General features: G+C 65.1%; 11 protein-coding genes. 6 read left to right on the forward strand and 5 right to left on the reverse strand.

Translation table 11 applies throughout. From position 1 onward, the window contains the following. Positions 1–2,581: cation:proton antiporter (locus B3446_RS01180; RefSeq protein ID WP_291376769.1), on the reverse strand; the 2,581-nt coding region annotated here is incomplete at its 3' end. Positions 2,582–2,778: 197 nt separating this feature from the next. Here B3446_RS01180 and cpdA point away from each other — a divergent pair. Further along, positions 2,779–3,618: a 3',5'-cyclic-AMP phosphodiesterase gene (cpdA, locus tag B3446_RS01185; protein ID WP_218342366.1), complete on the forward strand. Its 840-nt coding sequence runs from the start codon at positions 2,779–2,781 to the stop codon at positions 3,616–3,618. Between the two features lie 358 nt (positions 3,619–3,976). Here cpdA and rpoH read toward each other — a convergent pair whose 3' ends face one another. From rpoH to fghA, 3 genes are all read right to left on the reverse strand, one after another. Further along, positions 3,977–4,861 carry an RNA polymerase sigma factor RpoH gene (gene rpoH, locus B3446_RS01190; RefSeq protein ID WP_291376773.1) on the reverse strand — a complete coding sequence of 295 codons (885 nt, stop codon included), beginning with the start codon at positions 4,859–4,861 and terminating at the stop codon, positions 3,977–3,979. 139 nt (positions 4,862–5,000) lie between these two features. Then, complete coding sequence (locus B3446_RS01195) at positions 5,001–5,690, reverse strand: hypothetical protein (RefSeq protein ID WP_291376774.1); 690 nt, start codon at positions 5,688–5,690, stop codon at positions 5,001–5,003. 97 nt (positions 5,691–5,787) lie between these two features. Further along, a complete protein-coding gene (gene fghA, locus B3446_RS01200) occupies positions 5,788–6,654 on the reverse strand; it encodes an S-formylglutathione hydrolase (protein ID WP_291376776.1) in 867 nt (288 codons plus the stop codon). A gap of 238 nt (positions 6,655–6,892) precedes the next feature. On the opposite strand from fghA, the gene B3446_RS01205 reads away from it, so the two are divergent. From B3446_RS01205 to B3446_RS01220, 4 genes are all read left to right on the forward strand, one after another. Continuing rightward, a complete protein-coding gene (locus B3446_RS01205; protein WP_291376778.1) occupies positions 6,893–7,657 on the forward strand; it encodes a hypothetical protein in 765 nt (254 codons plus the stop codon). A 506-nt stretch (positions 7,658–8,163) separates the two neighbouring features. Further along, complete coding sequence (locus B3446_RS01210; RefSeq protein ID WP_191576284.1) at positions 8,164–12,903, forward strand: glutamate synthase-related protein; 4,740 nt, start codon at positions 8,164–8,166, stop codon at positions 12,901–12,903. 8 nt (positions 12,904–12,911) lie between these two features. Beyond that, on the forward strand, positions 12,912–14,378 hold the full coding sequence (locus B3446_RS01215; protein WP_291376781.1) for a glutamate synthase subunit beta: 1,467 nt from the start codon (positions 12,912–12,914) through the stop codon (positions 14,376–14,378). A 204-nt stretch (positions 14,379–14,582) separates the two neighbouring features. After that, entirely contained in the window at positions 14,583–15,224 is a 642-nt protein-coding gene (locus B3446_RS01220; RefSeq protein WP_175123895.1) for an OmpW/AlkL family protein, read from the forward strand. A 39-nt stretch (positions 15,225–15,263) separates the two neighbouring features. Here the strand turns inward: B3446_RS01220 and B3446_RS01225 are convergent, their stop codons facing one another. Then, positions 15,264–16,136: a LysR family transcriptional regulator gene (locus B3446_RS01225; protein ID WP_291376786.1), complete on the reverse strand. Its 873-nt coding sequence runs from the start codon at positions 16,134–16,136 to the stop codon at positions 15,264–15,266. 65 nt (positions 16,137–16,201) lie between these two features. Between B3446_RS01225 and B3446_RS01230 the strand changes: the two genes are divergently transcribed. Further along, a partial coding sequence (locus B3446_RS01230) for a YbfB/YjiJ family MFS transporter (protein ID WP_291376788.1) occupies positions 16,202–16,608 on the forward strand: 407 nt, incomplete at its 3' end.

Genomic DNA, 16,608 nt, shown 5'->3' on the forward strand with positions numbered 1-16,608 from the left:
CGCCGGCGCCGGCCGCTTCCGCAGCTTCGGCCGCCTGCGCCGGGCTAGGTCCTGCGACCGCTGCGGGGGTGGCCGCCGCCGCCGCGGAGGCCTGCGAAAACTGCTTCCAGACTTCAATCGCGCGCAATCGCTGCTTGGCCACGACCTGAATGCGATCGCGCAGGTTTTCGTCGCGGGCCAGCAGCGCATGGAAGTCACGAGAAGACAGCATCAGCAGCTTGCTGTACCCCAGCGATGTCACGTCCGGCGTCAATTGCTCTTCGCCCAACAGGCCCAGTTCGCCAAAGAATTCGCCGCTGCCCAGTTCGATCATGGTGTTGTCGGGCAGATGGACCGCGACCGCGCCCGACGCTACAAAGCACATCTCCTCGCCGTGCCGCCCTTTGGTCAACACCCGCTGGTCGGGCAGGGCCAGGCGCGGCTTGAGCAGCTTGCTGATGGCGCGCAGGGAGTCGGGCGACAGGCCTTCGAAGAGCGGCACGCGCTTGATCAGTTCGGCCGCACTCATTTCGATGTCCAGCGGCGGATGCTTGTCGATGTGCGCCCAGCGGCTTTTCAGTTGCTCGGTCAGGTCGGCATAGACTTCGCCGCTGATCAGGAACTGCTCAAGCATGTCGCGGTAGCGGATGCGTTCAAGCTCGCGCGCCACGCGGCCCAGATAGCTTTCCTGCAGCCATTGGGCGTACGACGGGTATTGCAGGTTCAGCGCCTGCATCGCGTTTTCGATCAGGTCCAGACGGCGCTGATGCAGCGACACGATGCGCTGCGTGGCCTCTTCGCCCAGCAGCGGCGTGATCTGCTCGCGGGCAAAGCCGATCAGGCGCTGCGCGACCGACCGCTTGCTCATCAGATTGGCAAAGCGCTGGCCCAGCTCGCGCGCCAGCCAGCCCTGGAATCCAAATACGTAATGCAGCCGCAGCGCCAGCCGGAAGCCCGTCGAATAGCGGACGTCGGCGGCAATCGCGCGCTCGAAGCCCTCCACGCCGCCCAGCCGGATCGCGTCTTCCAGCCGCTCGGCCCGCGCCAGCAGCGTTTCGGCCATGCGCCAGTCCACGATCTGCGCCTTCAGGATGTCGAAGAACATTTCCTCTTCGCGCTGCGCCACGATCGCCAAGCCCACGGCCACGCGCTGCTCGTCGGTCATCTGGCTGACCCGGCCGTCGTGCACGCTGGCCAGGCTGGCGTCGAACACGGCGCGGATGCGGTCACGCACTTCGTTGCCGATATGTTCGGCCTTGGCAACTTCCTCGGTCTTGCCCTGCAGGTCCTCCAGCGCCACGGCCAGCACCTGGTTGCGAATGGTGCGCTCGACGGGCGACAACTGGTTCAGCCCCAGCATCCGGATCAGCGGCCGCAGGCTGATGCCGTTGACGAACAGCGTCATCAGCACAAAGCCCGTCGTCGCCACGGCAATGAACTGGCGCGCCTCTTCGGGCACGCCGGTCTGTTCGGTCACTGCCAGCGCCAACGCCAGCGACACGGCGCCTCGCAAGCCGCCCCACAGCATCACCACCTTGTACGGATTGCTGACTTTGGTGCCCAGCCGCGTCAAGCCCAAAAGCGGCAGCAGTCCGAACACCACGATCGCGCGCGCCACCAGCGTCACCACGAACACCACGCCCACCAGGACCAGTTCCTGCCAATCGGCCGCGGCCATCAGCTTGGGGATCAGCATGGCCGCAAACAGGAAGATGAGGGAGTTGGCCCAGAAGCCAAACTGCTCCCACGCGCTGGACAGATGCTCGAAGGTGGTGGGCGACATGCGCGTGCGGCCGGTGGATCCCACCACCAGGCCCGCGATCACCGTGGCCACCACACCCGAGACATTCAGGTAATGCTCGGAGATGAAGAAGGACAGGTAGGCCAGCGTCAGGGTCAGCGTGATCTCGGCGGTAGGAAAGCCGCGCAGCCAGGCAAACAGGAAGCAGGCCAGACGCCCCATCGCAAAGCCGGCCACGCCGCCGCCGATGAAGTGCACGATGAAGTCGTTGAAGATGCCGCTGACGGACAATTCACCCTTGCCGCTCAGCACCGCCAGCAGCACGGAATACAGCGCGATGGACGCCGCGTCGTTGAACAGGCTCTCGCCCTCGACCAGCGTGGTCAGCCGCTTGGGCGCGCCCACTTCGCGAAAGATGCCGACCACCGCCACCGGGTCGGTCGTAGCCACGATGGCGCCGAGCAGCAGGCACACCACCAGCCCATAGGGCGAGATGGCGTCCAGCGTCACGCCGACCACAACCGTGCAGACGACCACGGCCACGATGGCCATCATCAGGATCGGACCGATGTCGTCCATCAGCCGCCGCACGTTCATCGACAGCGCCGTCTCAAAGAGCAGCACAGGCAGGAACACCATCAGGAAGGTCTCTGACGAGATCTCGAAGCGTTCCAGCGAATCGAGAAAGTCGCCGATCCAGGCGGGCGCCCAGCCGTGCACGTGAATCACGATCCCGAGCAGACAGCCCACGATGGCGAGCAGCACCGAATACGGCAGCTTGACGCGGCCGGCCAGGGGCGGCATGAAGCAGACCAGCGTGAGCAGGCCTGCAAGACCAAATACAAGAAAACCAACATCCATGGGTAGCGCCGCGTCCCGATCGTAGTGCGTGTGGAAAGTTCCACAAGAATAGCGGCTTTTTTCCGGCGCTCGCGGCCGGGGCGTGACGGGAATCGAGGAGAATGCACGTTTCGTTACCCCAATGGACGCTTGCGAAACGTGCCGCGCCATGTTTTTTGGGTAATGTGGCATCACGCGAACTTTTGCAGGAGCGGCACGTGGCACGCATCCACACCTTGACCCGGCGCCACGACGCGCCCGCGATGCTCGTCCAGTTGACCGATAGCCATCTGTTCGGCGAGCCCGAAACGTCGATGCTGGGCGTCAATACCGACGCCAGCCTGCGCGCCGTGCTGCGCCAGATCGAGGCCGATGGCAAGCATCCCGACCTGCTGCTCGCCACCGGCGACCTGTCGCAGGATGGCGAGGCCGCGGGCTACCAGCGCTTTGCGCGCATCCTGTCCGAATCGGCCGCGCTGGATCGTGCAACGATCCGTTGCCTGCCGGGCAATCACGATCAACCGTCCGTCCTGCGCCAGGAATTGTCCGACTGGTCGATGCCGGTGACGGACGTGGGCGCATGGCGCGTCGTCACGCTGGACACGACGGTGCCCGGCTCGAACGCCGGCCATCTGTGCAACAGTGAACTCGACATGCTGGAAGCGGCGCTGGCCCAGGCGCCCAACCGCCACACCCTGGTGGCGATGCACCACAACCCGATGCAGATCGACAGCCACTGGCATGACTCGATGATGATCGACAACCCGCAGGCGCTCTTCAAGCTGCTGGCGCGGTTTCCGCAGGTACGCGTGCTCTTGTGGGGCCATGTGCACCACGAGTTCGACCGCCGCCGCCACAACCTGCGCATGCTGGCCACGCCGTCCACGTGCTTTCAGTTCAGCATCCGCGACGGCAAGCACATCGTCGACAACATGGCGCCGGGCTACCGGTGGATCAAGCTTTATCAGGATGGATCGATGGCGACCGGCGTGCGCCGCGTGCAGGACGCGCTGTGGCACAGCGCGCTGCAACCGCCAGACAGCGCGCGCGCAGCTTGATCTGTCCGCGGACGGCGTCGAAATAGGCGCCGTTTTTTATGGGCGTAGCGTTCCGAGCGCGCATAAAAAACGGGGCACCGATATGCTAGGTGCCCCGCAAGCATCCGTCTCATAGGGGAGGGGAAAGAGGAGAAGCCGAGACGGATGACAAGACTGCTAACCGAAGTTCGCGGTCTACATGAAGTTAGGCGGCGCCTTCCCCATTAAGTTTCTGCGAACGCAGAAAATTTGACCCCGAATTTGTATCAATTTATTGGCCGTCCCGCTGTCATCGGCCGGCTGTTAAAAGCCGCGGGCACTGTCACCCGCCAAAGAAAAAGGCCGCAGCGTGCGGCCTTTGTCATGCGCGACGCAGCAATCAGGAAGCGAGGTTGCCGCGCATCTTCTTGAGCGCCGCCGCTTCGATCTGGCGAATGCGTTCAGCCGACACGCCGAACTCTTGCGCAAGCTCGTGCAGCGTGGCGCCGCCGTCGTCCTGTAGCCAACGGGCTTCGACGATGCGGCGCGAGCGCGGATCCAGCGCTTCAAGCGCGGTGGTCAGGCCGGCGCTTTGCAGGTGATCGCGCGCGGCGCGCTCCAGCACGCGCGTGGGTTCCTGGCGGCCTTCGTCGGACAAGTAGGCGATCGGCGCGTAGCTGTCGTCGTCGTCGTCCTGGTTTTCCAGCGACATGTCGCGGCCGGACATGCGGACTTCCATTTCGCTCACGTCTTCGTGGCGAACGTTCAGCTCGCGAGCGATGTGGTCGACCTGTTCGGGATCCAGGGTCTGGCCGTCGGGACGCATGCTGCGCAGGTTGAAGAACAGCTTGCGCTGCGCTTTGGTCGTGGCCACCTTGACCAGCCGCCAGTTGCGGATGATGTATTCGTGGATTTCGGCCTTGATCCAGTGAACCGCGAACGACACCAGGCGCACGCCGCGCTCGGGGTCGAAACGCTTGACGGCCTTCATGAGGCCGACGTTGCCTTCCTGGATGAGGTCAGCGTGAGGCAGACCGTAACCCAGATACTGACGGGCCACGGACACCACAAGACGCAGGTGCGAAAGAATCAGCTCGCGAGCGGCGCCCAGATCTTCCTGGTCGCGCAAGCGGCGGCCGAATTCCGTTTCGCGATCCGCGGTCAACACCGGCAGGCGATTGACCGCGGAAATATAAGCGTCGATCGTACCGAGAGCGCCCGGATTGGCGATGGCCAACGCCAGAGCGTTGCCGGAGGCGGTCAACGAGGTACTGGGTTGCTTCATAGCGGGGGTCTCCGGATGGCGAGAAAACGACATGAATTCGATGTTAGCACTCAAGTAATAGGAGTGCTAATTCGACTATTGCGACGCGTCAAAGTTTCATTTTCATGACGCGTCCCCGTTTATTGGGAGCCGGGCGCGTTCACCACCCGAGGCGCTTCAGCCCCTCGGCGGTGGCTTCGCCATCCGGACGAATGAAGAGCGCGCCGCGCGGGTCCATGAAGACCTGGTAACGGGCCCCGTCGAACAGGGGCATGTAGGCGCCGCTGCCAAATTGGACATCGACAAAGGGGAACCAGTTCGGAAAACTTTTTTTCAGGGAGCCCAAGTCCGGCGCGGGCCAGTCGTCCAGGGGATGCACCGAACGCGTGGCGGTCGCTTCGCGGGCGGCATCGCTGTAGCGGCCCGACAGGCGCTCGAGCCGATACAGTGGCGGCACGCCGGCCATGAGCGCCGGCAGTTTCCAGCGCACGACCCGGGCGTCGATCTGCCACTGGTCTCCGTAAAGTACATATTGCTTGTCGCCGAGGCCTGGGGCATTGGCATTGACCTGGAACTGGCCCTCGGCCTGTTGGCGGATGTCGATGCGGGCGACCGGCTGGTCGGTGGTCAGGCGGACGAACTGCACTAGCGACAGCGCAAGCAGGCCCGATACGCATCCCAGGCACACCAGCAGCAGTCCGCACGCGCGGCGCACCGGCCTGAACTGGAACATGCGGCGTCCGCGTTCGTCCCGGGGACCACCTCTGCCCAGCAGCATGACGATGCCGGGCAAGAGGACGATGACGGCGCCCAGCAGGATCCAGGCGAAGGGAGCAATTCCGTTGATCAAATCAGGCGTTCCTATTCAAGCCGCCGCGTAGTACAGCGCGGCGGGCGCAGGAAGCCGCCACCCGCCGCGGCAGGCTCCCCAGTATAGAAGCGCGTCTTCAGACGGCCGGTTTTCCAAGCCGTTCGACGTGAAACCGGATGTGATCCTCGATGAACGTCGAGATGAAGTAATAGCCGTGGTCGTAGCCGGCCTGGCGACGCAAGGTGAGCGGCTGTCCGGCGGCGGCGCAGGCCGCCTCGAATACCTCGGGATACAACTGTTCGGCGAGAAATTGGTCGGCTTCGCCCTGGTCGATGAGGATGCCGCCGGGGAAGGGCTGCTGCAGTCCGCGCATCAGGGCGGACGCGTCGTAGGCCGCCCAGTCTTCGGTTTGCGCGCCCAAGTAGGCGCCGAACGCCTTTTTGCCCCACGGGCATTGGCTGGGCGCCGCGATCGGGGCGAACGCCGAGACCGAACGGAATTTGCCGGGATTGCGCAGCGCCAGCACCAGCGCGCCGTGGCCGCCCATGGAGTGTCCGAAGATGCCGGTGCGCGACGCGTCGCCAGGCAGTGCGCCGCCGGTGACGATGCCGTGCAGTTCTTGCGTGACGTAGCTGTACATGCGGTAGTGATCGCGCCATGCGGGCGTGGTGGCGTCGACATAGAAGCCGGCGCCGGAGCCCAGGTCCCAGCTCTCGTCCTCGCCGGGCACGCCTGCGCCGCGGGGGCTGGTGTCGGGCGCGACCAGCATCACGCCCAGTTCCGCTGCCAGCCGCTGCGCGCCGGCCTTGATCATGAACGTTTCTTCGGTGCAGGTCAGGCCCGCCAGGTAGAACAGCACCGGCACCGGGCCGTGCTCGGCCTGCGGCGGCACATAGACCGAAAACCGCATTGGCAGGCCGATTTCGGTGGAGTCGTGGCGGTAGTAGCGCTGCGTGCCGCCGAAGCACCGATGCTGCGAGATGAGTTCGAGGGACGCGGACATGGGCTTGCTCCGGAGAAGAATAAATCGAGGTGGATAAAACGTCGGCGGGTTAGGGGAATCCACGGTGCGACGTTCCGTCGCCGAATGTTAACCTGCCCCTCAATGAGCGCTCGCCACAAAAAAATACGATTCCGCGCTCAGATTGTGATCACGGCACTTGACCAGCGCCCACCGTGGCACTATTTATATACCGTGTGTGAAGACAACCCGTTCTTCCTGATACGCAAGCCCTGACACTATGGCCCGTCTGCCCCGTCTGTATGCCCCTGGGCTGCCCCAACTGGTGCAGGCCAACTTTATTCAGCCGTTGGCGGCGCCATCGCAACCCGCGCCCGCCGACATCCTGAATCAGCTCGCCACGTGGCTGGGCGAGTCGGCTCAGCGGCACCGCGTTTCGGTGCACGGCTGGCTCCTTGCCAACGACCGCATCCTGCTGCTTGCCACGCCCGCAGACGAAGAAGGTCTGCCTCGGCTGATGCAGACGCTGGGCCGCAATCTTGCGGCGCGGCTGCGCGGCGGGCGGGTGTTCGCCGGCCGATACCGGTCGGCGTTGCTGGAACCCGGCGCGTGGGTGCTGCCCTCGCTGGTCTGGCTGGAGACGTATCCGGTTCGCAGTGGCGCTTCGCAGGATCCCGATTCGTGGCCCTGGTCGTCCGCGTCCAGCCATACCGGCAACACCAGCGCCGCGCCGGCCCAATGGCAGTCCGATCACGCCGACTACTGGGCTTGCGGCAACACGCCGTTCGACCGGCAGGCCAATTACCGCAAGCGGCTTCAGGATGGGCTGTCGCGCGAGGAAACCCAGCGCATCGACCAGGCGGTCTCTGGCCAGTGGGCGCTGGGCGGCCCCAGCTTCATCGCCAGCCTGGCTCACACGGCCAGCCGGCGTGTAGCGCCCGGCCAGCGTGGCCGGCCCCGCAAGAAGCCGGCCGCGGCGTCCGCGGACAATGAGTCCAGCCCGCCGACGCCACCGGCCACCACGCCACCGGTCAACAACTCCTGACCCCCCGACCCGCCATCACGGCGGGTTTTGTTTGTCTGCGTCCGGGCATTGCGGTGCCGCGCTGCCGCAGGAAGACATTCGGGCAACCCGCGGCATCGGCGCCGCAAAAACGCGATCTGCACCTGCGCTTGACGACATCTGTGCCGCAAAAGCGCGATCCGCGCTTGCGCTTGACTCATATCATCGCGAGACCTGCGCGCCGACAAGGTGCAATTTCGCCACACGTGGCGTTGATCCCGCACAGAAAAAAACACCCTTTTAAATAGGGACATATAGCGTGATTTTGCACCGCTTTGGACGCCTGAGCCACTGCGGCAACAGACCTGCTCCCGAGACAGCCAATAACGGCGCGGCTGTTGTTATGTCCCTATATTTATGCACTATGACGGCGCACCTATTTAATTGGGGTCATACCCCGTTTGTTCCTATTGCACCCTACTTGCGTCGGGGGTATTGTCCGACTCCTGCACTGCAACATTAGACGCAGGCCCACTGCGGAGCGCGCCATGCCCCAAATTACCCCGACCGAATCCTGTCCCACCTCCAAGGCAGTTGCCATCGATGCGACCCGCATCGGCCTGCCTTCGGCCCAGGGCCTGTACAACCCCAAGAACGAACATGATGCCTGCGGCGTCGGCTTCGTTGCCCACATCAAGGGCAAGAAAAGCCACGCGATCATCCAGCAGGGTCTGAAGATTCTTGAGAACCTGGACCACCGCGGCGCGGTCGGCGCAGACAAACTCATGGGCGACGGCGCAGGCATCCTGATCCAGATCCCCGACACGCTGTACCGCGACGAACTCAGCCAGCAAGGCATCATCCTGCCCCCGCCCGGCGAGTACGGCGTGGCGATGGTGTTCCTGCCCAAGGAAACGGCCTCGCGCCTGGCCTGCGAACAGGAACTGGAGCGCTCGGTGCGCGCCGAGGGTCAGGTCGTGCTGGGCTGGCGCGACGTGCCGGTGGATGTCGACATGCCCATGTCGCCCACCGTCCGCGACTGCGAACCCGTGATCCGCCAGCTGTTCATCGGCCGCGGCGCCGACGTGATGGTGCCGGACGCGCTGGAACGCAAGCTCTACGTCATCCGCAAGACCGCCAGCCACGCCATCCAGAACATGCATCTGGCGCACGGCAAGGAGTACTTCGTGCCCTCGGCCTCGGTGCGTACCGTGGTCTACAAGGGCCTGCTGCTGGCCGATCAGGTCGGCCGCTACTACCGCGACCTGGCCGACACCCGCACGGTGTCCGCGCTGGCACTGGTCCACCAGCGTTTCTCGACCAACACGTTCCCCGCCTGGCCGCTGGCCCACCCGTACCGCATGATCGCCCACAACGGCGAAATCAACACGGTCAAGGGCAACTTCAACTGGCTGCGCGCCCGCGAAGGCATGATGCAGTCGGCCGTGCTGGGCGACGACCTCAAGAAGCTCTACCCCATCGTCTACGAAGGCCAGTCGGACACCGCGACGTTCGACAACTGCCTGGAACTGCTGGTCAATTCGGGCTACTCGCTGGCTCACGCCATGATGATGATGATCCCGGAAGCCTGGGAACAGCACACGCAGATGGACGAAAGCCGCCGCGCTTTCTACGAATACCACGCCGCCATGATGGAGCCGTGGGACGGCCCCGCCGCGGTCGCGTTCACCGATGGCCGCCAGATCGGCGCCACGCTGGACCGCAACGGCCTGCGTCCCGCCCGCTACCTGGTCACCGATGACGACATGGTCATCCTGGCTTCCGAAGCCGGCACGCTGTCGATTCCCGAAAACCGCATCGTCAAGAAGTGGCGCCTGCAGCCGGGCAAGATGTTCCTGATCGACCTGGAACAGGGCCGCATCATCGACGACGCCGAGATCAAGCTTCAACTGGCCAACAGCCGTCCGTACCGCCAGTGGATCGAACGCCTGCAGATCAAGCTGGAATCGCTGCCCGCGCCGCGTCAGGTGGCCGTGGCAACGCAATCGGCCGTCTCGCTGCTGGACCGCCAGCAGGCGTTTGGCTGGACCCAGGAAGACTACAAGTTCATCCTGGAACCCATGGCGTCGAGCGGCGAGGAAGTCATCGGCTCGATGGGCAACGACGCCCCGCTGGCCGTGCTGTCGGACCGCGCCAAGCCGTTCTACAACTATTTCCGCCAATTGTTCGCGCAGGTCACGAACCCGCCGATCGACCCGATCCGTGAACAGCTGGTGATGTCGCTGGTGTCCTTCATCGGTCCCAAGCCGAACCTGCTGGACATCAACAACGTCAACCCGCCGCTGCGTCTGGAAGTGTCCCAGCCGGTGCTGGACTTCGCCGCCATGGCGCAGATCCGCGACATCGACCAGGTCACGGGCAAGAAATTCCGCAGCTTCGAACTGGACATCACGTATCCCGCCGCCTGGGGTCCCGAGGGCATCGAAGCCCGCGTGGCGGCCCTGTGCGCGCGCGCCGTCGATGCGGTGCGCAGCGGCTACAACATCCTGATCGTGTCGGACCGCCTGGTCGACAGCGAGCGCGTGGCCATCCCCGCGCTGCTGGCCACGTCGGCCGTGCACCAGCACCTGATCCGCGCCGGCCTGCGCACCAACACGGGTCTAGTCGTCGAAACCGGTTCGGCCCGCGAAGTGCACCACTTCGCGCTGCTGGGCGGCTACGGCGCCGAAGCCATTCACCCCTACCTGGCGCTCGAATCGCTGGGCAAGATGAATGATCCCGAAAAGGCCGTGAAGAACTACATCAAGGCGCTGGGCAAGGGCCTGAACAAGGTCATGTCCAAGATGGGCATTTCCACGTACATGTCCTACACCGGCGCGCAGATCTTCGAAGCCGTCGGCCTGCAAAGCGCCCTGGTGAACAAGTACTTCACCGGCACCGCTTCCAACATCGAAGGCATCGGCATCTTCCAGGTCGCCGAGGAAGCGCTTCGCCAGCACCGCGCCGCCTTCAGCACCGACCCCGTGCTTGCCAACGACCTGGACGCCGGCGGCGAATACGCCTACCGCGTCCGCGGCGAAGAGCACATGTGGACGCCGGATTCGATCGCCAAGCTGCAGCACGCTTCGCGCGCCAACAACTACCGCACGTACAAGGAGTACGCGCAGATCATCAACGACCAGAGCCGTCGCCACATGACGCTGCGCGGCCTGTTCGAGTTCCGCTTCGACCCGTCGCGCGCCATTCCGCTGGACGACGTCGAGCCGGCCAAGGAAATCGTCAAGCGCTTTGCCACCGGCGCCATGTCGCTGGGCTCGATCTCGACCGAGGCCCACTCGGTGCTGGCCGTTGCCATGAACCGCATCGGCGGCAAGTCGAACACCGGCGAAGGCGGCGAGGACGAACTGCGCTACCGCGCCGAAATGCGCGAAGGCAAGAGCACCATCAAGGACGGCGACACGCTGGCCTCGGTGCTGGGCACGGACCGTATCGAAGCCGACGTCGAACTCAAGCGGGGCGACTCGCTGCGTTCGAAGATCAAGCAGGTGGCGTCGGGCCGTTTCGGCGTGACCGCCGAGTACCTGTCGTCCGCCGACCAGATCCAGATCAAGATGGCGCAGGGCGCCAAGCCTGGCGAAGGCGGCCAGCTGCCCGGCCACAAGGTGTCGGAATACATCGCCAAGCTGCGTTATTCGGTGCCGGGCGTGGGCCTCATCTCGCCCCCGCCGCACCATGACATCTACTCGATCGAAGATCTGGCGCAGCTGATTCACGACCTGAAGAACGTCAACTCCAAGTCCTCGATCTCGGTCAAGCTGGTGTCCGAAGTCGGCGTCGGCACCGTCGCTGCAGGCGTGGCCAAGGCCAAGGCCGACCACGTCGTGATCGCCGGCCATGACGGCGGCACGGGCGCGTCGCCGGTGTCGTCCATCAAGCACGTGGGCACGCCCTGGGAACTGGGCCTGGCCGAAACGCAGCAAACGCTGGTGCTGAACCGCCTGCGCAGCCGCATCCGCGTGCAGGCCGACGGCCAGATGAAGACCGGCCGCGACGTCGTCATCGGCGCGCTGCTGGGCGCCGACGAATTCGGCTTCGCGACCGCGCCGCTGGTCGTCGAAGGCTGCATCATGATGCGCAAGTGCCACCTGAACACCTGCCCGGTGGGCGTGGCCACGCAGGATCCCACGCTGCGCAAGAAGTTCCAGGGCAAGCCCGAGCACGTCGTGAACTTCTTCTTCTTCATCGCCGAAGAAGTCCGCGAAATCATGGCCCAGTTGGGCATCCGCAAGTTCGACGACCTGATCGGCCGCGCCGATCTCCTCGACATGCGTTCGGGTGTTGAGCACTGGAAGGCGCAAGGCCTGGACTTTACCCGCGTGTTCCATCAGACGGTGTCCGACGCCGAAGTGCACCAGACCGAAGAGCAGGACCACGGCCTGGCCGGCGCGCTGGATCACCTGCTGATCGAGCGCAGCAAGCCCGCGCTGGAGCGTGGCGAGAAGGTGTCGTTCATCGTGCCGGTGCGCAACCGCAACCGCACGATCGGCGCGATGCTGTCCGGCGCCGTGGCCTCGCGCTACGGCCATGACGGCCTGCCCGACGACACCATCCACATCCAGTGCAACGGCACCGCCGGCCAGAGCTTCGGCGCGTTCCTGGCGCACGGCATCACGATGGACCTGGTGGGCGAAGGCAACGACTACGTGGGCAAGGGCCTGTCCGGCGGCCGCATCATCGTGCGCTCGCCCAACGACTTCCGCGGCTTCGGCCCCGACCACATCATTGCCGGCAACACCGTGCTGTACGGCGCGCTGGCAGGCGAGGCGTTCTTCAACGGCGTGGCGGGCGAACGCTTTGCCGTGCGCAACTCGGGCGCGGCCACCGTCGTGGAAGGCACCGGCGACCACGGCTGCGAATACATGACCGGCGGCACGGTCGTCGTGCTGGGCTCCACCGGCCGCAACTTCGCGGCAGGCATGTCCGGCGGCGTGGCGTACGTCTGGGATCCGGACCGCACGCTCAAGCACCGCGTGAACCTGTCGATGGTGGAACTGGAAACGGTCGTGCCGCACGCCGAGCAGCAGTCGCTGAACAACATCGACATCTGGCACAGCGCGCAGCGCGGTGGCGAACGCGAGACGGACGAGTCCATCCTGCGCCGCCTGGTGGAAGACCACTTCCGCTACACCGGCAGCTATCGTGCCCGCGAAATCCTGGGCGACTGGGAAGCCTCGCGCGGCAAATTCGTGAAGATCATGCCGACGGACTACCGCCGCGCATTGGGTGAAATGTGGCGTGCAGCCAACCCGCAACAACTGGCTGCGTGAGGGATACCATGGGAAAGATCACTGGATTTATGGAATTTCAGCGTCTGCAGGAGGCCTCCGAGGCCCCGCAGAAGCGGCTGAAGAACTGGCGCGAATTCGTGCTGCACCTGACCGACGATCAGGCCAAGCAGCAGGCGGCGCGCTGCATGGACTGCGGCATCCCGTTCTGCAACAACGGCTGCCCGGTCAACAACATCATCCCGGACTGGAATGACCTGGTGTACAAGCAGGACTGGCGCCGCGCGCTGGATGTCCTGCACTCCACCAACAACTTCCCGGAGTTCACGGGCCGCATCTGCCCGGCGCCCTGCGAAGCCGCCTGTACCTTGAACATCAACAGCGACGCCGTGGGCATCAAGTCCATCGAGCACGCGATCATCGACAAGGGTTGGGCCGAAGGCTGGGTCGCGCCGCAAGTGCCGGCGCGCAAGACGGGCAAGAAGGTCGCCGTCGTGGGCTCGGGCCCCGCCGGCATGGCATGCGCGCAGCAACTGGCACGCGCCGGCCACTCCGTGACCCTGTTCGAAAAGAGCGACCGCATCGGCGGCCTGCTGCGCTACGGCATCCCCGACTTCAAGCTCGAGAAGCACCAGATCGACCGCCGCATCTCGCAGATGGAAGCCGAGGGCGTGGAATTCGCGCCGTCGACCTACGTCGGCGATCCGAAGGATCCCGTTGCCGATGGCCTGACGGTGCGCACGCCGAAATCGCTGATGGCCGAATTCGACGCCGTCGTGATGAGCGGGGGATCGGAAACGCCGCGTGACCTGCCGGTGCCTGGCCGCGAGCTCGAAGGCGTGTACTTCGCCATGGACTTCCTGCGCCAGCAGAACAAGGCCGTGGCGGGCGACCGCCTCACCAACCAGACGCTGGCCAAGGGCAAGCACGTGGTGGTGATCGGCGGCGGCGATACGGGTTCCGACTGCGTCGGCACCAGCAACCGCCACGGCGCCGCATCGGTCACGCAGTTCGAACTGATGCCGCAGCCGCCCGAGTCCGAAAACAAGACCATGACGTGGCCGTACTGGCCGCTGAAGATGCGCACCTCGTCCTCGCACGAGGAAGGCTGCGAACGCGACTGGTCGGTGACCACCAAGCTGCTCAAGGGCGCCAACGGCAAGGTCGAGAAGCTGGTCGGCGCGCGCGTCGAATGGTTCAAGGACGACGCCACCGGCCAGATGAAGATGCGCGAAGTCGAAGGCTCGGAGTTCGAGATCAAGGCGGATCTGGTGCTGCTGGCCATGGGCTTCGTGTCGCCGGTGCAGAACGTGCTGGACGCGTTCGGCGTGGATCGCGATGGCCGCGGCAACGTGCGCGCCAATACCGACGATTACCGCACCAACGTGGAAAAGGTCTTCACCGCCGGCGACATGCGCCGCGGCCAGTCGCTGGTCGTGTGGGCCATCCGTGAAGGCCGCCAGTGCGCGCGCTCGGTCGACGCCTACCTGATGGGAAGCAGCGAATTGCCGCGTTGATCGTATTGCGACATATCAACGCCGCCGGATGCCTTGCGCACCGGCGGCGTTTTTTTTTGCCTTTGCGTTGCGGTTAACCGCAGTTGTTGCGACATAACCACTTTCTGAAAACGGTCTTTTCACGAATTGACACACGTCAAGAACGGGGACGGGGCGGTCTGAGAACCTGTCGTCTCACCCCACACGGAAAGATCGGAGAAGAAAATGTTTTCGCTGAACGGGCGTATCCGCGCCACCGCCATTGCCGGTTTGATCGCTGCCGGCGCCTTTGCCGCTCCCGCCCACGCCCACGAAGCGGGCGACGTGCTGTTCCGCGTCGGCGTCACGCAAGTCCGCCCCTCGCAAAACAATGGCACCGTGCTCGACGGCAGCGTCAAGCTGGACGTGAACAACAATGTGCGCCCCAGCTTCACCCTGGCCTACATGGCCACCCGCAACATCGGCATCGAACTGCTGGGCGCCTGGCCCTTCCAGCATGACGTCAGCGGCAGCGGCGGTCTGGGCAAGATCGGCTCCTCCAAGCAACTGCCCCCCACGCTCAGCCTGCAATGGCACATCCTGCCCGACAGCATGATCCAGCCGTACATCGGCGTCGGCATCAACTACACCCACTTCTTCGACACCAAGGCCGAGGGCGCGCTCAAGGGCTCGAACCTGAAGCTGGGCGATTCCTGGGGCGTGGCCGCGCAACTGGGCGCGGACATCAAGATCAATGATCGCTGGTTCATGAACGCCGACATCCGCTACATCGACATCAAGTCGAAGGTGACGCTGGACGGCGAACGCGTCGGCACCGCGCGCATCGATCCGTGGGTGGCCACGGTGGGCGTTGGTTACCGCTTCTGATCGCTGACCTGACGATGCGCGCGGCCTCGCGCGCATCGCTCAATTCTGCGGCGGCGCAAGCCGGCTGCGCAGCGCCTGCAACGCCGGCGTGTCGTCGTCGGCGCGCCAGATCAGCTGAGTAAGCGCCTGCCCATGGGACCCGGACAACGCGCCGACGCGCACCGAATGCTCCGCCCCCAGCACCGCCAGCACGGACCGCGGCACGATCGCCACCCCGGTTCCCGCTGCCACACACGCCACGATGGCGTGATACGACGCAAACTCCATCACCTTGCCGGGCGCAATGCCCTCCTGGTTCAACCACGACTCCAGGATGCGCCGGTATGAGCAGCCCGCCGCAAAGGCGATGACGCTGCGGTTGCCCAGGTCTTTCGGGCTGCCGATCGGATCCCACGCCAAGGGCGAGATCAGCGCCAGTTCCTCCTTGAACGCATCCATCGCCGCCAGTCCCTCTGCGGGGAAGGGTTGCGCCACGAAGGCGGCCTCGATCTCGTAATTGCGCACCTTCGCGGCCAATGCGCCCGAGGTGCCGGTGACCAGCTCGATCCGCACCTGCGGCCAGGCCGCGTGATAGGCCGCCAGGATGGGCGGCAGGCGGGCTGCGGCCGTGCTTTCCATGGTGCCGATGCGCAGCACACCCTGCAAAGCGCCCTCGCGGACGGCCGCCTGCGCCTCATCGGACAGGCGCAGCAGGCGGTCGGCGTAAGACAGCAGCACGCGGCCCTGATCCGACAGCACCAGCCGGCGGTTCTGCCGCCGAAAAAGCGGCGTTCCCAGCGAGGATTCCAGCTGCTTCAGGCGCGTCGACACATTGGACTGCACGCGGTTCAGATGCGCGGCGGCGCGCGCCACGCCCCCCTGATCCGCCACGGTCTTGAAGATTTGCAGCGCGTCGAGATCCAAGTTTCTCATTTTGGGAACTCACGTTCTTAATAATTCACTATTCAAGATATAAGTACAGCCGTAGAGTAGGCTCCATGTCAACGCCTGCTTACCCTTCCCCCCGCCCCTCGGCCAGCGCTGCAAGCCTGGCCTGGCCCGCAGCGCTTGCGCTGGCGGCGGCCATGGGCATCGGCCGCTTTGCCTTCACGCCGGTATGGCCGCTGATGGCGCAGGAGTCGGGCCTGTCGCTGGCGCAGGGCGGCTGGATGGCGTCGGCCAATTACGCGGGTTACCTGATGGGAGCGCTGGCGGCGATCGTCTGGCCGGTGCGCCGGCTACGCGCCACGCTGGCCGTCAGCCTGGCCGCCGTGACCGCGCTGACGCTGGCCATGCCAGTGCTCAACAGTGTGGCGGGCTGGTCGGTGCTGCGGCTGGCGGCCGGCTATGCCAGCGCCAGTGCCTTCATCTGCGTGGTCGCATGGCGGCCGGTGCCCGCCGGCGA

It is taken from the genome of Achromobacter sp. UBA5777 (genome assembly GCF_002418565.1).
Lineage (GTDB): Bacteria > Pseudomonadota > Gammaproteobacteria > Burkholderiales > Burkholderiaceae_B > Achromobacter > Achromobacter animicus.